The organism is Sphingomonas colocasiae (assembly GCF_019880585.1).
GTDB lineage: Bacteria > Pseudomonadota > Alphaproteobacteria > Sphingomonadales > Sphingomonadaceae > Sphingobium_A > Sphingobium_A colocasiae.
Genome location: NZ_JAINVV010000010.1, coordinates 80,843 through 96,017 on the forward strand (window position 1 = coordinate 80,843; position 15,175 = coordinate 96,017).

The following is a 15,175-nucleotide window of genomic DNA, read 5'->3' on the forward strand; positions in this document are numbered from 1 at the left end:
ACATTCTGATGTGATATCGCGTCGTCATGAGCACGCAACTGATCGATCGCATTCGCGACCTCGTCACCGATGGCGCGATTTCGCGCTCCGGCCTTGCCCGCGCCGCCGGGCTTCACGCCAATTCGCTGCGCAATCTCGACGATTCCCAATGGAATCCGACCGCCGAGACGCTGCGCAAGCTGGAAAGCTATCTGGTGCGCCGAGAGGCGGCGCCGGCGCTGGTGCCGATCGAGGAGATCATCGACGAGGCGCGGAACGGCCGGATGTTCATCCTGGTCGATGATGAGGACCGGGAGAATGAAGGTGACCTGATCATTCCGGCGCAGATGGCGACGCCGTCGGCGATCAACTTCATGGCGAAGCATGGCCGGGGCCTGATCTGCCTGGCGCTGTCCAAGCGGCGCGTCGATCAGTTGGGCCTCGACCTGATGAGCCGCAACAACGGCACCCGCCACGAAACCGCCTTCACCGTCTCGATCGAGGCGCGCGAGGGCGTGACCACGGGCATCTCCGCCGCCGACCGCGCCCGCACCGTCGCGGTCGCCATCGACGCATCCAAGGGCCCCGAGGAAATCGTGACCCCCGGCCATGTCTTCCCGCTGGTCGCGCGCGAAGGCGGCGTGCTCGTACGCGCCGGCCATACCGAAGCCGCCGTCGACGTCTCGCGCCTCGCCGGCCTCAATCCCTCCGGCGTCATCTGCGAGATCATGAAGGACGACGGCACCATGGCCCGCATGGACGACCTCGTCGCCTTCGCACAGGAACATGGCCTCAAGATCGGCACCATCCGCGACCTCATCGCCTATCGCAGGCAGCACGACCATCTCGTCCAGAAAAAGGCCGAGGCGCGCTTCGAAAGCCGCTGGGGCGGCGACTGGACCGCGATGACCTTCTACAACAAGGCAACGGGCACCGAGCAGATCGCGCTGGTCAAGGGCCGGATCGATCCCGAACAGCCGACCCTGGTGCGCATGCACGTGCTCTCCCCCTTCGGCGACCTGTTCGGCGAGTCGGGCGATCGCGGCACGATGCTGCAGCGATCGATGGAGATCATCGCGGCGCAGGGCACCGGCGTGGTGGTGGTGATCAACCGCCAGCGCAACGACGCCTTCACCACCGCGGTGCTGCGCAAGGCGGGCCTGCCCACGCCCGACATGGAGGAACTGCGCGACTATGGCGTCGGCGCGATGATCCTGACCGAACTGGGCGTGCAGGACATGATCCTGCTCACCAACACCCACCACACTCTGGTCGGCCTGGACGGCTATGGCCTCTCGATCGTCGGCGAGCGCCCGATCGACTGCAAGGGAGCGGCATGATGGCAAAGTTTCTGATCGTCGAGGCGCGTTTCTACGACCATCTCAACGACCTGCTGCTCGAAGGCGTCCGCGCCGCGCTGGAGGAGGCGGGGCACGGTCATGAGACCGTGACGGTTCCCGGCGCGCTGGAAGTACCCGGCGCGATCGCGCTGGCGGCGGAGAGCGGCCGTTATGACGGCTATGTCGCCCTGGGCGTGGTGATCCGCGGCGAGACCTATCATTTCGAGATCGTCTCCAACGAAAGCGCGCGGGGCATCATGGCGCTCACGCTTGACGGTCTTGCGATCGGCAACGGCATCCTGACCGTCGAGAACGAAGCCCAGGCTTTGACGCGCGCGCGCCGCACGGAGAAGGATAAGGGCGGTGAGGCGGCCAAGGCCGCCATTGCAATGCTCGCGCTGCGCGGTCGTTTCGGCTAGACGCATCTGAACATCGTCATTCCCGCGTAGGCGGGAATCCATAACCACCAGAGTTTTCGGACATGGTCGCGTTTATGGATTCCCGCCTACGCGGGAATGACGGTTCCATTCGAACCAGCGGCCATCGATCGGAAACGCCACCATGTTCAACGGACCGCTGCTCGTAACCGAGCGATTGATCCTGCGTCCGCCGACGCGCGACGATTTCGACGCCTGGGTCGATTTCCACGCCGATCCCGATACGATGCGCTTCCTCGGCGGTGTCCAGCCGCGTTCGGTCGCCTGGCGCGGCTTGTGCGCGATGGCGGGTGCCTGGCAGATTTCGGGCTTCGCGATGTTCTCGCTGATCGAGCGCACCACGGGGCGCTGGGTCGGCCGCGTGGGTCCGTGGCGACCGGACGGATGGCCGGCCAATGAAGTGGGCTGGGGCGTCTCCCGCGAGTTCGCGGGGCAGGGCTATGCCCATGAGGCCGCCGTCGCGAGCATGGACTATGCCTTCGAGATCCTGGGCTGGACCGATGTGATCCATATCATCGATCCCGAAAATGCCGGATCGATCGCGCTGGCCAAGCGCCTCGGGTCGGTCAATCGGGGGGCGACGCGGATGCCGGAACCCTATCATGAAGCATCGGTCGATGCCTGGGGGCAGAGCGCCGAGGAATGGCGGGCGCGGAAAAGCGGCCTGACGAGCTGAAGACTCGCCCGTCTCCGCGTCTCCGTGCGGGCTGCCTTTTTCCCGCGCGAAGACGCGAAGCGGGTAGCGGCGCTCAGCGGGCCGCGATCGCGCTCACGAACTGTTCGTTGCCGACCATGCCGAGCCGGGTGATTCCCGCCTTCTTCGCAGCCGCCAATGTGCGGTCGAATATCTCATAGCGCGCGGCGCCGTCCGCCGCGATCTGCAGGACGGGCTGCGCCGGATCGGTGACGAGCCCATGGAAGCGGCCGGGCAGACTGTCCTCGCCGATCGCGCTGCCGTTCCAGCGCACGACATCGTCCGCGCCGATGCTCAGCCGGACGATCGGGCGATCGGCGGCCGGCCCGGGCTTGCCGGGCAGGTCGAGCGGCACTTCGTGGAACTGGACCGGGATCAGCAGGATGAACATCACCAGCAGCACGAGCATGACGTCGATCAACGGCGTGATGTTCAGGTCCTGAAAGGGGCGGGGTTCCGCGACGACAGCCGGACGAAGCCTTCTCATATCCACCTCCATCGTTATGTTATATGATTACATATCATCGTGCCTCGTGGCTGTCGAGGGCGGGGAAGCTGATCCATATTGGGGCAGATCTTAACGAAAAATTCAGGAATTAACGATGTTTTACAGGGATTTTTAACCCTGGCTGCGTCAGAAGGGCGGGCGAAGGAGCAACATCGATGATCTCGTCCGCAATCCGGCTGAGCCCGTTATTGGCGCTTGCGCTCGCGGCCTGCGGCAGCGGGCAGAAGAACGATCAGGCGCTCAATGCGCTCGACCGCAGCCTGGCCGGCAATGCCGTGAACGCGCAGGATGTCGATCCCGCGCTCGCCGCTTCGCTCGAGGACCAGATCATGGTCGATCCCTCGCTGAGCGCGCAGGCCAATCGCGACAGCGTCCGCCCGCCGGCCGAACCGATGCGCGCGCCCGTTCCGGCGGACGGCCCCGCCACGGCCAATGTCGGCACCGGCAAATTGCTGTCCGCACCGAAGGCGGTGGCGATGGATGCGCCCGAGGCGCCGACGACGCTCGGCGCGCTCGCCAGCCAGCAGGCGCGCCGCGCCGGCCAGAGCTGCGGTGCCGAACTCGGCTATAGCCAGGCCTGGGCGACCCGCTTGCCGGCCGATCTGCCGCTCTTTCCGCAGGCGCGGGTGACGGAGGCGGCGGGCAGCGACGCCGGCGGTTGCCGCGCGGTCAGCTTCACCAGCGGCGCCGCGCTCCAGACCGTGCTCGACTATTATTATACCCAGGCCGTGCGTGGCGGCTTCACCGCCGAGCATCGCGTCGATGGCGGCGAGCACACGCTGGGCGGCACGCGCGGCAAGGACGACGGCGCTTTCGTCGTCATCGCGCGCGCGCGTCCCGGCGGCGGCACCGAAGTCGATCTGATCACCAATAACGGGCGCTGATTCCCGCTTCCTTTCCAGCGGGGCTCCGCTGCGCTAAGCGCAGCGCATGATCCACCTGTTTCTTGTCATGCTGGGCGGCGCGCTCGGTTCGGGCGCGCGCTATGGCGTCGGCCGTGCGTCGCTCGCCATGCTCGGCCCCGGCTATCCCTGGGGAACGCTGACGGTGAATCTGGCCGGCGGCTTCGCCATGGGGCTGCTCGCCGGGCTGATCAGCCGGTTCGTCTCGGGAGAGGAATGGCGGCTGCTGCTCGGCGTTGGCGTGCTCGGCGGCTTCACCACTTTCTCCGCCTTCAGCCTGGAGGTCGCGAACATGATCGAGCGCGGCACCATCGGCACTGCTGCACTGTATGTCGCCGTCTCGGTCGTGGGATCGGTCGCGGCGCTTTTCGTCGGGCTCGCGCTCGCCAGGGGATTCGCATGAACGAGAGTGTTTCCGCCGATGTCCGGCAATTCACCGTCGGCGACGATGACGACGGCATCCGGCTCGATCGCTGGTTCAAGCGCCATCTGCCCGATGTCAGCTTCAATCTCGTTTCGCGCTGGGCGCGGACCGGCCAGTTGCGCGTCGACGGCAAGCGCGCCGCGCCGGGCGACCGGATCGAGGCGGGGCAGGTGCTGCGCGTGCCCCCGGCTGAGGCGCCCAAGCCTGCGGCCGCGCCGGCCCGGCGCCAGCGCGCCCCGCTGAGCGAGGACCAGATCGATTTCGCGCAAGCGCTGGTGATCCATCGCGATCGTCAGGCGATCGTCGTCAACAAGCCGCCGGGCCTCGCGACGCAGGGCGGCACCAAGACCGAAATGCATCTCGACGGGCTGCTCGACGCGCTCCAGTTCGAGGCGGAGGGGCGGCCCAAGCTGGTTCACCGGCTCGACAAGGATACGTCGGGCGCGCTGCTCCTCGCGCGGAGCGCACGGGCTGCGGCGCATTTCGCCAAGGCCTTTTCCAGCCGCACCGCGCGCAAGGTCTATTGGGCGCTCGTCATCGGCGTGCCCTCGATCGAAGACGGCATGATCGAACTGCCGCTCGCCAAGCAGCCGGGCACCGGCGGCGAGAAGATGCATGTCGACGAAAAGGAAGGCCTGCCGTCGCGGACGCGCTATCGCGTGATCGAGCGCGCAGGGAACCGCGCCGCCTGGGTGGAACTCCAGCCTTTCACCGGGCGTACCCATCAGTTGCGCGTCCATATGGCGGCGATCGGGCACCCCATCGTCGGCGACGGCAAATATGGCGGCAAGGAAGCATTCCTGTCCGGCGGGGTCAGCCGCAAGATGCATCTTCATGCCCGGCGCATCCGCGTCGATCATCCCGATGGCGGCCATGTCGACGTTTCGGCCGAGCTTCCGAGCCATTTCGCCGAAAGCGTCGCGACGCTGGGCTTCGATCCCCTGCTCGCCGAGGCGCTGCCGTTCGACGAGGTGAAATTCTCCGAAACCGCCGAGGGCAAGCGTCGCAAGGCGGCGGCGGTCGCCAAGGACAAGCGCCGCGAGCGCAAGGGCGAACGCCGTGGTCGCAGCCGTACGGGGGAAAAGCGCGGCTGATGCACCCCGATCCCAAATTCCGTTGGGAGGATCGCGCCGCGATGCGCGATTTCGTCACAGAGATCGGCTTCGGCACGCTGTTCGCCGCGACGCCCGACGGGCCGCGCGCCGCGCATGTGCCCGTGATCTTCGTCGCGGAGGACCGCATCGGCTTCCACGTCTCGCGCGGCAACGGCATCGCCCGCCATCTCGACGGCGCGACCGCGCTGTTTTCCGCCCATGGCCCGGACGCCTATGTCAGCCCGGACTGGTACGGGCTGGAGGATCAGGTGCCGACCTGGAATTATCTGGCCGTCGAACTGGAAGGGCGCGTCGCGAAAATGGATCGCGATGCGCTGCTCGACCAGATCGATCGCCTGTCGGCCGAACATGAGGCGCGGCTGGCGCCCAAGCCGATATGGACGCGCGCCAAGATGCACCCGGGCACGCTCGACAAGATGCTGGGTGCGATCACCGGCTATACGCTGGAGATCCAGGCCTGGCGGGGAACGCGCAAGCTTGGCCAGAACAAGTCCGATGCCGCGCGCCTGGCGGCGGCCGATGGGCTGGACGCATCGGGCAAGCGCGCGATGGCGCATCTGATGCGCCATCTGCCATTATGAAAGCCGCGATATGAATCGTCTCGCCATCTTCGATTGCGACGGCACGCTCGTCGACAGCCAGATCAATATCTGCCGCGCGATGGAGGAATGTTTCACGCGCGCGCGGCTCGACCCGCCCGAGCGTGCCGCCACCCGGCGCATCGTGGGGCTCAGCCTGGTCGAGGCGATGCAGGCGCTGCTGCCCGAGGCCGATGCGGGCACGCATCACATGCTCGCGGCCGAATATAAATCGGCCTTTCATCGCCTGCGCGGGCTGGGCGAGGTGGAGGAGCCGCTGTTCGACGGCATCGCCGAGGCGATCGCGGCGCTCGACGATGCCGGCTGGCTGCTCGGTGTCGCGACGGGCAAATCGGATCGCGGGCTGGCGATCTGCCTGGAACATCATGGGCTGACGCGGCGCTTCGTCACACTGCAGACCGCCGATCGCCATCCATCCAAGCCGCACCCGGCAATGGCGGCGGCGGCGATCGCGGAAGCCGGGGCTTTGCCCGAAACAACGGTCGTCATCGGCGACACCAGCTTCGACATGGTGATGGCGCGTGCCGCCGATGCCCATGCGGTCGGTGTCGCCTGGGGCTATCACCCACCCGAGGAACTGACCCAGGCCGGCGCGCATCGCATCGCCGGGCTGACTGCCGACATCCCCGCACTGCTGGAGGAACTGGTATGAGCACCGATCCCGACACGCTGGCGCGCAATCGCTTCTTCGCGATCGGCGCGTTGCGCCTGACCGGCGTGGCGATGCTCGTCGTCGGGCTGATGGCGGTTTCCGGCCGGATCGCCGCCATCCCGCCCGTTGCCGGCTATATATTGGTGCTGATCGGTCTTGCCGATTTCCTGGTCGTGCCGCGCGTGCTCGCGCGCCGCTGGCGGAGCCCGCGCGGGGAATGAAGCGCTTCTACACGTCGGTTTCGGTGACCTCCGATGGCGGGATCGCGCTCGACGGCCGGCCGGTGCGCACGCCGGGGCGGGCGCCGCTGGTCGCGCCGACCGCCGCACTGGCGGATGCGATCGCGCGCGAATGGGCCGAACAGGGCGATCAGATCGATCCGCGCTCCATGCGCTTCACCGGCCTTTCCAATGCCGCGATCGACCGGGTCGCACCCGATCCGGAGACGTTCGCACGGGGCCTTTCGGTCTATGGCGAGAGCGACCTGCTCTGTTATCGCGCCGAAAGTCCCGAAACATTGGTCGCTCGTCAGGCGGCCGCATGGGATCCGTTGCTGGCCTGGGCGGCGACGCGTTACGATGTCGCCTTCACCGTCGCCACCGGCATCGTCCACCGGCCGCAGCCCGATGCGACGCTCGATCGGCTGACGGCGGCGACGGTGGCGCGCGATCCCTTCGCGCTCGTCGGCCTGTCGCCGCTCGTGACCATCTCGGGCTCGCTGGTCACCGCGCTCGCGGTGGCCGAAGAGGCGGTATCGCCTGATGCGGCCTGGCTGGCGATCACCGTCGACGAAGCATGGCAGGCGGAGCGCTGGGGCGAGGACACGCTCGCCGCTCAGGCGCTGGAGGCACGCCGCGTCGAGTTCATCGCCGCGGCGTCCTTCCTGTCTCTGTTGCGCTGAGCGGCGGCCCGGTCAGGATGCGGCCGGATAGTCGGTATAGCCTTCCGGCCCCCGGCCATACCATGTCGCCATCACGTCGGGATTGAGCGGCAGGCCCCTTTCGAAGCGCGCCGGCAGGTCCGGATTGGCCAGGAAGGTGCGGCCGAAGGACACCGCGTTGGCGACGCCGCTGTCGAGCACGGCCTGGGCGTCGTCCGCGCGATAATCCGAATTGACGACCAGGGGGCCGTCGAACACGCGCCGGATCGCCGGTGATTGCTTCGCCTGTTCGGTGCGGCCGAAACTGCCGTCCGGGCCGGGTTCGCGCAGTTCGAGAAAGGCGATGCCGATCTTCGAGAGCGCGGCGGCGGCGGGAACGAATACGCTCGCCGGATCGCTGTCGATCACGCCCTGGGTATCGCCATTGGGGGAAAGGCGCACCGCCGTGCGGTCGGCGCCGACTTCGCCCGCCACCGCTTCGGTCACTTCGCGCAACAGCCGGATCCGGTTCTCCGGGCCGCCGCCATAATCGTCGTCGCGGAAATTGGTGCCGTCGCGCAGGAACTGGTCGATCAGATAGCCGTTCGCGGCATGAACCTGCACGCCGTCGAAACCCGCCGACCGCGCATTGCGCGCGGCGCGGACATAGTCGCCGATCAGCGCGGGAAGCTCGTCCAGCCGCAGCGCGCGCGCCTCCACATAAGGCTGTTTGCCGTCATAGGTGTGCGCATAGGCCGGCGCGGTGGTGGCTGAGGCGGAGACCGGACGTTCGCCGCCCATGAAGCTGGGATGGACGACCCGCCCCATATGCCAGAGCTGCGCGAAGATCCGCCCGCCCGCGCGGTGGACGGCTTCGGTCACCGGCTTCCATGCCTCGGTCTGCGCGTCGGTCCACAGGCCCGGGGCATAGGGAAAACCCAGGCCCTGCTGGCTGATGCCGGTTGCTTCGCTGATGATCAGGCCCGCGCTCGCGCGCTGCGCGTAATAGGTCGCCATCATCTCCGACGGCACATGGTCGCGGCTCGACCGGCCGCGCGTCAGCGGCGCCATCAGCATGCGATTGGGTGCCGCGATCGCGCCGAGCTGGATGGGATCGAACAGGCTTGGCATATCAGTTCCTTTTTGAAACGGGACTGCGTGGACATAGGGCGTTATGGGGCGCCATGCATCAGGCCGATCCTCCAAGTTTTTCTGTCGCGACGCCAAGCGGAAAAGTGGCGCCGCCGCGCTTTGCCTTCGCGGCGCTGCTCGGCAGCAATCTGTGCCTCGCTTTCGGCCCGCTGCTCGTGCGGGCGTCCGATGTCGGCCCGGTGGCGGCGGGTTTCTGGCGCGTCACGCTCGCCGTGCCCTTCCTGCTGATCATGCTCGGCCTGTCGCGTGAGCGGATTTCGCGCATGCGCGCCGGCCTCTGGGTGACGCTGGCGATCGCCGGCCTCTTCTTCGCGCTCGATCTGGGGGCATGGCATCTCGGCATCCATCAGACCAAGCTGGCGAACGCGACGCTGTTCGGCAATGCCAGCATCCTGCTGTTCCCGATCTACGGTTTCATCATGGCGCGCGCCTGGCCCAATCGCAGCCAGGCGGTGGCGCTGCTGCTCGCGGCGTTCGGCGCGGCGCTGCTGATGGGGCGATCCTATGAAATGTCGGCGGATAATCTGATCGGCGATCTCCTCTGCCTGCTCGCCGGACTGCTCTATACCGGTTATCTCGTCGCGATGACGCGGGTGCGCGGAACGCTCGGTTCATGGAGCGCGCTGATCCTCTCGACCATGGCGGGCATATTGCCGCTGCTCGCCATGGCCAGCCTGCTCGGCGAGAAGATTCTACCGACGGACTGGACGCCGCTGATCATGCTGGCGCTGGTCAGCCAGGTGGTCGGCCAGGGGCTGCTCACTTATGCGATGGTGCATTTCCAGCCGATCGTCGTCGGCTTGGTGCTGCTTGTCCAGCCCATCATCGCCGCCACCATCGGCTGGCTGATCTATGGCGAGCGCCTGGGATTGCTCGATTTCGTGGGCGCCGTGGCGGTCGCGATCGCATTGGTGCTGGTCAGGCGACCCGATCGTCCGCGCGGCGATTGAACGGACGGGTGCAGAATGTGCGGCGCCTGAGAATTGTCATTCGAGGATGGTGATATTCTCCCCGATTTCCCCGTTATCCACAGCTGGAAACGCTTTGCGCGACTCGCCGGATCATGAAAGCTTGGCCTTGCGGACGAGAGAGTTCGGACGGCGACGGACGAAGCCTCCTCACCCGCAGGCCGCTGTGGATGCCGATTTTCCTTAGGGATTTGAAGGCTGGAAACGGCAGTCGGGCGACGGACCAAGCGTCGGGATGCAAGCGCGAGAGTGCATGCGGAACGCGATTTGAGGATGGAGCCATCGGCGATCTCCGTTTTCGGGCGGGGCGCCATACCGCCGAGGCGCGGACGGCCGGTCTTCGGGCCGGACATGTCGGTTTCGGCAGCGTGGGGGCTGGCAGCGATGCCCGCCCCCATTTCGCATGCGTGCGATGCCAACCGCGATGCCAACCATTGTGTCAGCCGGAAAATCCGCTAATCGCGCTGCGTCGCGGCGCGAATCGCCATGCGCCGATCCGGCGTCCGAAGCGCCGCTCACTTATCCCCGTTTTCCCCGTTATCCACAGGCTGGACAGCCGATTTTGCGCTTGGTGCGACTCGGTTTTCATGACAGCTTCGTGACGTGGAAGAGAGAGTTCCGCGGGATACCAGAGAAGCCTCGATCAACCACAAGCCGCTGTGAAAGCACAGGATTTTCTTCGGAAAATGGCTGGACGGAAGCAGATGGCAGGCGCCGGAAGCGGTGTAAACGAGCCGAAACGCAAGTGGAGGCGGCGCGACACCCCAAGAAGGAGCCGGTGAACGACCCGGAGGCTTCGGCCAAGGGGTGGAAAGCACCGACGCCTGAGCGAGAATGGATCGCCGCAAGGCTGAGATGTTCGTAAAGCTCGGCGCAGTGGGGGCTGGCAGCGATGCCAGCCCCCATTTACGTTCGGGGATTCGGCGCTTCGGCCGACCTGCGGGTGCAAAGCTGGAGCGATTTGCAGTTCGATGGACTCATCGAGCGACTTGAAAATCGCGGTAAAGCAAAAACCTAGACCATCATCCCCTGCAGCAGCTTCGGCAGATCGCCGGACTCGCCGCGCGCCTCCGCCATGAACCGCGCCTTGAGCGGCGGAATCCGCTGAACCGCGCCCAGCCCGAAGCGGCGGATCGCAGAAGCTGTGCGGCCTTTCACGCCGAACAGCCGGGTCAGGCCGTCGGTCGATGCCGCGACCATGAAGGTGTCGAGGCTGCGCCAGCGTTCGTAGCGGGCGAGCACTTGCGCATCACCCAGGTCGAGGCCCAGCCGCGCGCCGGTGACGATCACCTCCGCCAGCGCCGCCGCGTCGCGAAAGCCCAGATTGAGGCCCTGGCCCGCGATCGGGTGGATGCCATGCGCCGCGTCGCCGATCAGCGCCAGCCGATCGCCGACGATATGCGCGGCATGGTGGAAGCCCAGCGGATAGCTCGAGCGCGGCGCGGCGGGGGAGAGTTTGCCGAGCAGCCCGCCCATCTTCTTTTCCGCTTCGGCCAGAAAGGCGCGGTCGGACAATTTGAGCATGCCGGCCGCGTCCTTGCGCGTGACCGACCAGACGATCGCCGAACGCCCCAATCCTTGCGTGGCCGACAGCATCGGGAGCAGCGCGAAGGGGCCGGCCGGATAGAAGATCTCATAGGCGACATTGTCGTGCGGCCGTTCGTGGTCGAAGGCGGAGACGATCGCGACATGATCATATTGCCAGCGCGCGACATTGATTCCCGCCGCCTCGCGCGTCGGCGAATTGCGGCCTTCTGCCGCCACCAGCAGCGGCGCCGCGAGCATGCGCCCATCCTCGAGCCGGACGGCCACGCCATGCGGCCCACGTTCGACATGCGCCGCGCGCGATAGCGCATACAGCGTCACGCCGGCCGCGTCCGCCGCGCATTGGTGGAGCGCGCGGCGCAGCCCGCGATTCTCGAACATGACGCCCAGGGGCTCGTCGTCCTCGCCCGGCACGAAATCGAGGCCGCCCGGTGCCAGGCCGTCGGCGACGCGGATTTCCCGGATCGGACAACCCTGCCCGGCCAGTTTCTCGCCGACGCCGATCGTCTCGAGCAGCCGCCAGCTCGCGCTCGACACCGCCGATGCCCGGCCATCGAAGCCGGGCGCGAGCTGGGTCGACGGATCGAGCGGATCGATCACCGCGCTGGTCAGGCCATGGGCGTCGAGCGCGATGGCGAGCGTCAGGCCGACGAGTCCGCCGCCCAGGATGATCACGTCGCTGCGAAGAATTGCGGTGTCCATGTCGTCCTCCTACCCCCTTCGCCCATCCGGCAAAAGCCCGCCGAAGATTCGGCGAAAATGTGGGACTCTTGACGCAGAGTCCCGCAAAAAGGCATTGTGCCGTCGCGGGACAAGGCCGTTCCGCGGCGTAGGGGGTCGCATGGCGAGCCGAGGCGGGACCAAGTCCGTGCCGATTTGGCGGGAAACGATGAAGCGTGGCGCCGTGCGCAGCAGCGCGCTGGCGGGCGCGCTGGCGCTCGGGCTGCTCGCGCTGCTGCTTGTGCTGGCGCTGGCCAGCTATCGCCCCAGCGATCCGTCGATGATGACGGCCGCGGGCGGGCCGGCGCGCAACCTGGTCGGCGGCGTCGGTGCCTGGACGTCGGACCTGCTGCTCTGGATCTTCGGCCCCGCCGTGATTCTGGTCGTGCCCCTGCCGGTGATCTTCGCGACGCGGCTGTGGCGCGGTGTTCCCGTGGGTGAATGGCGGTCGATGCTACTGCGCGCGCTGCTTGGCATCGTCCTGGCGGCGGTGGCGCTGGCGCTGTTCCGCGCTGACGCGGTACCCTATCTGCCCGGCAGCTTCGGTGGCGCTCTCGGTCTTGCCGGCGCCAATGCCACCGAATGGGCATTGGGCTTCATTCCCGACGAAACCGCGCAGGGCTGGACGCGTTTCGCGGCCGGTCTCGCTTTCGCGCTTGCCGGTATCGTCATCTGGGCGCGCAGCCTGGGGCTCGATGACGAGGAGCGCGCCTGGCTGTTCCGCCGCCGCGATCCCGGCGACGAGGATTATGCCGATGATGACGGCGATGCCGAGGTGCTGGTGCGCGAGCCGGCGCGCAAGCCCGAGCCGCGCAAGGTCCAGACCGCCGAGGAGCGCCGCCCGCCGATCATCTCGCTGCCGGGCAAACGCCCGCCGCCCGAACCGGAAAAGGCGCCCCAGCCGCCTGTCCAGGCGTCGTTCGACCTGCGTGACCGCTACAAGCTGCCGGGCGGAGATCTGCTGACGCCGGCACCGCCCTCAACCGGCACCGTGCTCGACAAGGCCGCGCTGGAGCGCAATGCGCGATTGCTCGAGACCGTGCTCGACGATTTCCACGTCAAGGGCCAGATCGTCGAGGTTCGCCCCGGCCCGGTCGTGACCATGTACGAGCTTGAGCCCGCCGCCGGCATCAAGGCCAGCCGCGTCATCCAGCTTGCCGACGATATCGCGCGCAACATGTCCGCGCTGTCGGCGCGTGTCGCGACCATTCCTGGCCGCAACGTGATCGGCATCGAGCTGCCCAACAAGAATCGCGAATCGGTTTCGCTGCACGAACTCGTCACCTCGTCCAATTTCCAGGATCAGACCGCGCAGCTCTCGCTGATCCTCGGCAAGAATATCGCGGGCGATCCGGTGATCGCCGATCTTGCGCCGATGCCGCATCTGCTGGTCGCGGGCACCACCGGATCGGGTAAGTCGGTCGGCCTCAACTGCATGATCCTGTCGCTGCTCTACCGGCTGAGCCCGGATCAGTGCCGGATGATCATGATCGATCCGAAGCATCTGGAACTCTCGATCTACGAGGGCATCCCGCATCTCCTGTCTCCCGTCGTCACCGACCCCGCAAAGGCGGTGCGCGCGCTCAAATGGGCGGTCGAGCAGATGGAGGAACGCTATCGGATGATGGCTTCGGTCGGCGTGCGCGGGCTGGCCGGCTTCAACGACAAGGTGCGCACCGCGCGCGCCAAGGGGCAAAGGCTCGGCCGCCGTGTCCAGACCGGTTATGATTCGGAAACCGGCCAGCCGATCTACGAGGAAGAGCAACTCGACTATCAGCCGCTGCCGCAGATCGTCGTCATCGTCGACGAGCTGGCCGATCTGATGATCACCGCGGGCAAGGAAGTCGAATTCCTCATCCAGCGGCTGGCGCAGAAAGCGCGCGCCGCCGGCATCCACCTGATCATGGCGACGCAGCGCCCGTCGGTCGACGTCATCACCGGCGTGATCAAGGCGAACCTGCCTACACGGATCAGCTTCGCCGTCACCTCCAAGATCGATTCGCGGACCATCCTGGGCGAGCAGGGCGCCGAGCAGCTGCTGGGCAAGGGCGATATGCTTTACATGCCCGGCGGCAAGCAGATCGCACGCGTCCACGGCCCCTTCGTGTCGGACGAGGAAGTGCTGCGCGTCGCCGATCACTGGCGCGCGCAGGGCACGCCCGAATATATCCAGGCGGTCACCGAGGAGCCGGAGGACGGCGGTTATGCGCTGGATGGCGCGCCGACCGGCGACGACAGCCCGGAAGAGCAGGAATATCGCAAGGCTGTGCAGCTCGTCGCCGAAAGCCAGAAGGCGTCGACAAGCTGGCTGCAACGCCAGCTGCGCATCGGCTATAATCGCGCCGCACGGCATATCGAGCGGATGGAGAAGGAGAATCTCGTCTCCCGTCCCGATCATGTCGGGCGTCGCGACGTGTTGATGGATACCGACGGCCGGCCGCTTTAGAGTGGTTCCGAGGCGGGTGGGCTCACCGGCCGGCTCGGGCTCCGCGACAAATCGGCGGAATCCGGAGTCTTCAATCCGAACCGGAACGCCCCTAGAGCGCTGTGCGGCTATTCGCGGAACCGAGGGGGTTCACCCCGCATTCAAGGCGCGTTCGGCAATCCGGGCCGGAATCGATCGGGAGTTTTTGATGTTTCGCCGTCGTCTTGCCTTTGCCCTCACCCTTGCGCCGCTGGCCGCTGCCGCGCTGATCGCGCCTGCGGTCGTCGCGGCGCCGGGCGATCTCGACAGGGTTTCCACGCATCTCCAGGCGGTGGAGAGCATGACCGCCAATTTCGTCCAGACCGATCGTGCGGGCAAGGCCCTGACCGGGCAGCTTACCATGAAGCGGCCGGGCAAGGTGCGTTTCCAATATGAAAAGGGCGTCCCGCTGCTGATCGTCGGCGACGGCAAGTCGCTGACCATGATCGACTATCAGGTCCGCCAGGTGCAGCGCTGGCCTGTCGGCAATTCGCCGCTGGGCGTGCTGCTCAATCCCAAAAAGGATATCGCGAGCGTCGCCAAGATCGTGCAGACCGCCGACGATCGCATCGTGCTGGTCGAAGCGCGCGATCCCAAGCGCCCTGAATTCGGCACGCTGACGCTGGCCTTCGCGCGCAACGCGTCGGCGCCCGGCGGATTGATGCTGCAGGGTTGGGTGGCGCTGGATTCGCAGAATAATCGCACCTCGGTCCGGCTCAGCGACCAGCGTTTCAACGTGCCTGTATCCGACAATGCGTTCAAATGGAGCGATCCGCGGCGGCCGATCGGCCGTCCCTGAACAAAATCATTCATGCTG

At 66.8% G+C, this 15,175-nt stretch carries 16 protein-coding genes; 13 read left to right on the top strand and 3 right to left on the bottom strand.

Annotation, left to right across the window (positions count from 1 at the left end):
• Positions 1 to 26: 26 nt before the first annotated feature.
• From ribB to K7G82_RS21395, 3 genes are all read left to right on the top strand, one after another.
• Positions 27 to 1,319: a 3,4-dihydroxy-2-butanone-4-phosphate synthase gene (gene ribB / locus K7G82_RS21385; protein ID WP_222991982.1), complete on the top strand. Its 1,293-nt coding sequence runs from the start codon at positions 27 to 29 to the stop codon at positions 1,317 to 1,319.
• Positions 1,319 to 1,738, top strand: coding sequence for a 6,7-dimethyl-8-ribityllumazine synthase (ribH, locus tag K7G82_RS21390; protein WP_222991983.1), 420 nt, complete (start codon positions 1,319 to 1,321; stop codon positions 1,736 to 1,738). The genes ribB and ribH overlap by 1 nt, the downstream gene beginning before the upstream one ends.
• Before the next feature lie 142 nt (positions 1,739 to 1,880).
• The gene (locus K7G82_RS21395) at positions 1,881 to 2,432 is read left to right on the top strand and encodes a GNAT family N-acetyltransferase (RefSeq protein WP_222991984.1); all 552 of its coding nucleotides are present in this window, start codon (positions 1,881 to 1,883) and stop codon (positions 2,430 to 2,432) included.
• A gap of 73 nt (positions 2,433 to 2,505) precedes the next feature.
• On the opposite strand, the gene K7G82_RS21400 is transcribed toward K7G82_RS21395, so the two are convergent.
• Positions 2,506 to 2,937: an ExbD/TolR family protein gene (locus K7G82_RS21400; RefSeq protein ID WP_222991985.1), complete on the bottom strand. Its 432-nt coding sequence runs from the start codon at positions 2,935 to 2,937 to the stop codon at positions 2,506 to 2,508.
• Between the two features lie 176 nt (positions 2,938 to 3,113).
• On the opposite strand from K7G82_RS21400, the gene K7G82_RS21405 reads away from it, so the two are divergent.
• The 7 genes from K7G82_RS21405 to K7G82_RS21435 are packed head-to-tail and all read left to right on the top strand — an operon-like array spanning position 3,114 to position 7,551.
• Positions 3,114 to 3,842 carry a hypothetical protein gene (locus K7G82_RS21405; RefSeq protein WP_222991986.1) on the top strand — a complete coding sequence of 243 codons (729 nt, stop codon included), beginning with the start codon at positions 3,114 to 3,116 and terminating at the stop codon, positions 3,840 to 3,842.
• Positions 3,843 to 3,888: 46 nt separating this feature from the next.
• Entirely contained in the window at positions 3,889 to 4,263 is a 375-nt protein-coding gene (gene crcB / locus K7G82_RS21410) for a fluoride efflux transporter CrcB (protein ID WP_222991987.1), read from the top strand.
• Positions 4,260 to 5,378: an RluA family pseudouridine synthase gene (locus K7G82_RS21415; protein ID WP_222991988.1), complete on the top strand. Its 1,119-nt coding sequence runs from the start codon at positions 4,260 to 4,262 to the stop codon at positions 5,376 to 5,378. Before crcB ends, K7G82_RS21415 begins: the two co-directional genes overlap by 4 nt.
• Positions 5,378 to 5,980, top strand: coding sequence for an FMN-binding negative transcriptional regulator (locus K7G82_RS21420; protein ID WP_222991989.1), 603 nt, complete (start codon positions 5,378 to 5,380; stop codon positions 5,978 to 5,980). The genes K7G82_RS21415 and K7G82_RS21420 overlap by 1 nt, the downstream gene beginning before the upstream one ends.
• Before the next feature lie 10 nt (positions 5,981 to 5,990).
• Positions 5,991 to 6,650, top strand: coding sequence for an HAD-IA family hydrolase (locus tag K7G82_RS21425; RefSeq protein ID WP_222991990.1), 660 nt, complete (start codon positions 5,991 to 5,993; stop codon positions 6,648 to 6,650).
• Entirely contained in the window at positions 6,647 to 6,871 is a 225-nt protein-coding gene (locus K7G82_RS21430) for a hypothetical protein (RefSeq protein ID WP_222991991.1), read from the top strand. Before K7G82_RS21425 ends, K7G82_RS21430 begins: the two co-directional genes overlap by 4 nt.
• Positions 6,868 to 7,551: an ATP12 family chaperone protein gene (locus K7G82_RS21435; protein ID WP_222991992.1), complete on the top strand. Its 684-nt coding sequence runs from the start codon at positions 6,868 to 6,870 to the stop codon at positions 7,549 to 7,551. The genes K7G82_RS21430 and K7G82_RS21435 overlap by 4 nt, the downstream gene beginning before the upstream one ends.
• A gap of 12 nt (positions 7,552 to 7,563) precedes the next feature.
• Here K7G82_RS21435 and K7G82_RS21440 read toward each other — a convergent pair whose 3' ends face one another.
• Entirely contained in the window at positions 7,564 to 8,640 is a 1,077-nt protein-coding gene (locus tag K7G82_RS21440; RefSeq protein WP_222991993.1) for an alkene reductase, read from the bottom strand.
• 53 nt (positions 8,641 to 8,693) lie between these two features.
• Here K7G82_RS21440 and K7G82_RS21445 point away from each other — a divergent pair, with 53 nt between their 5' ends.
• Complete coding sequence (locus K7G82_RS21445; RefSeq protein WP_222991994.1) at positions 8,694 to 9,611, top strand: DMT family transporter; 918 nt, start codon at positions 8,694 to 8,696, stop codon at positions 9,609 to 9,611.
• A 1,032-nt stretch (positions 9,612 to 10,643) separates the two neighbouring features.
• On the opposite strand, the gene K7G82_RS21450 is transcribed toward K7G82_RS21445, so the two are convergent.
• Positions 10,644 to 11,876 carry a UbiH/UbiF/VisC/COQ6 family ubiquinone biosynthesis hydroxylase gene (locus K7G82_RS21450; protein ID WP_222991995.1) on the bottom strand — a complete coding sequence of 411 codons (1,233 nt, stop codon included), beginning with the start codon at positions 11,874 to 11,876 and terminating at the stop codon, positions 10,644 to 10,646.
• Between the two features lie 139 nt (positions 11,877 to 12,015).
• Between K7G82_RS21450 and K7G82_RS21455 the strand changes: the two genes are divergently transcribed.
• Both K7G82_RS21455 and K7G82_RS21460 read left to right on the top strand, forming a co-directional pair.
• The gene (locus K7G82_RS21455) at positions 12,016 to 14,340 is read left to right on the top strand and encodes an FtsK/SpoIIIE family DNA translocase (protein ID WP_222991996.1); all 2,325 of its coding nucleotides are present in this window, start codon (positions 12,016 to 12,018) and stop codon (positions 14,338 to 14,340) included.
• A 187-nt stretch (positions 14,341 to 14,527) separates the two neighbouring features.
• Positions 14,528 to 15,157 (top strand): LolA family protein, encoded by a 630-nt coding sequence (locus K7G82_RS21460; protein ID WP_222991997.1) that lies wholly within the window; start codon positions 14,528 to 14,530, stop codon positions 15,155 to 15,157.
• Positions 15,158 to 15,175: the final 18 nt, after the last annotated feature.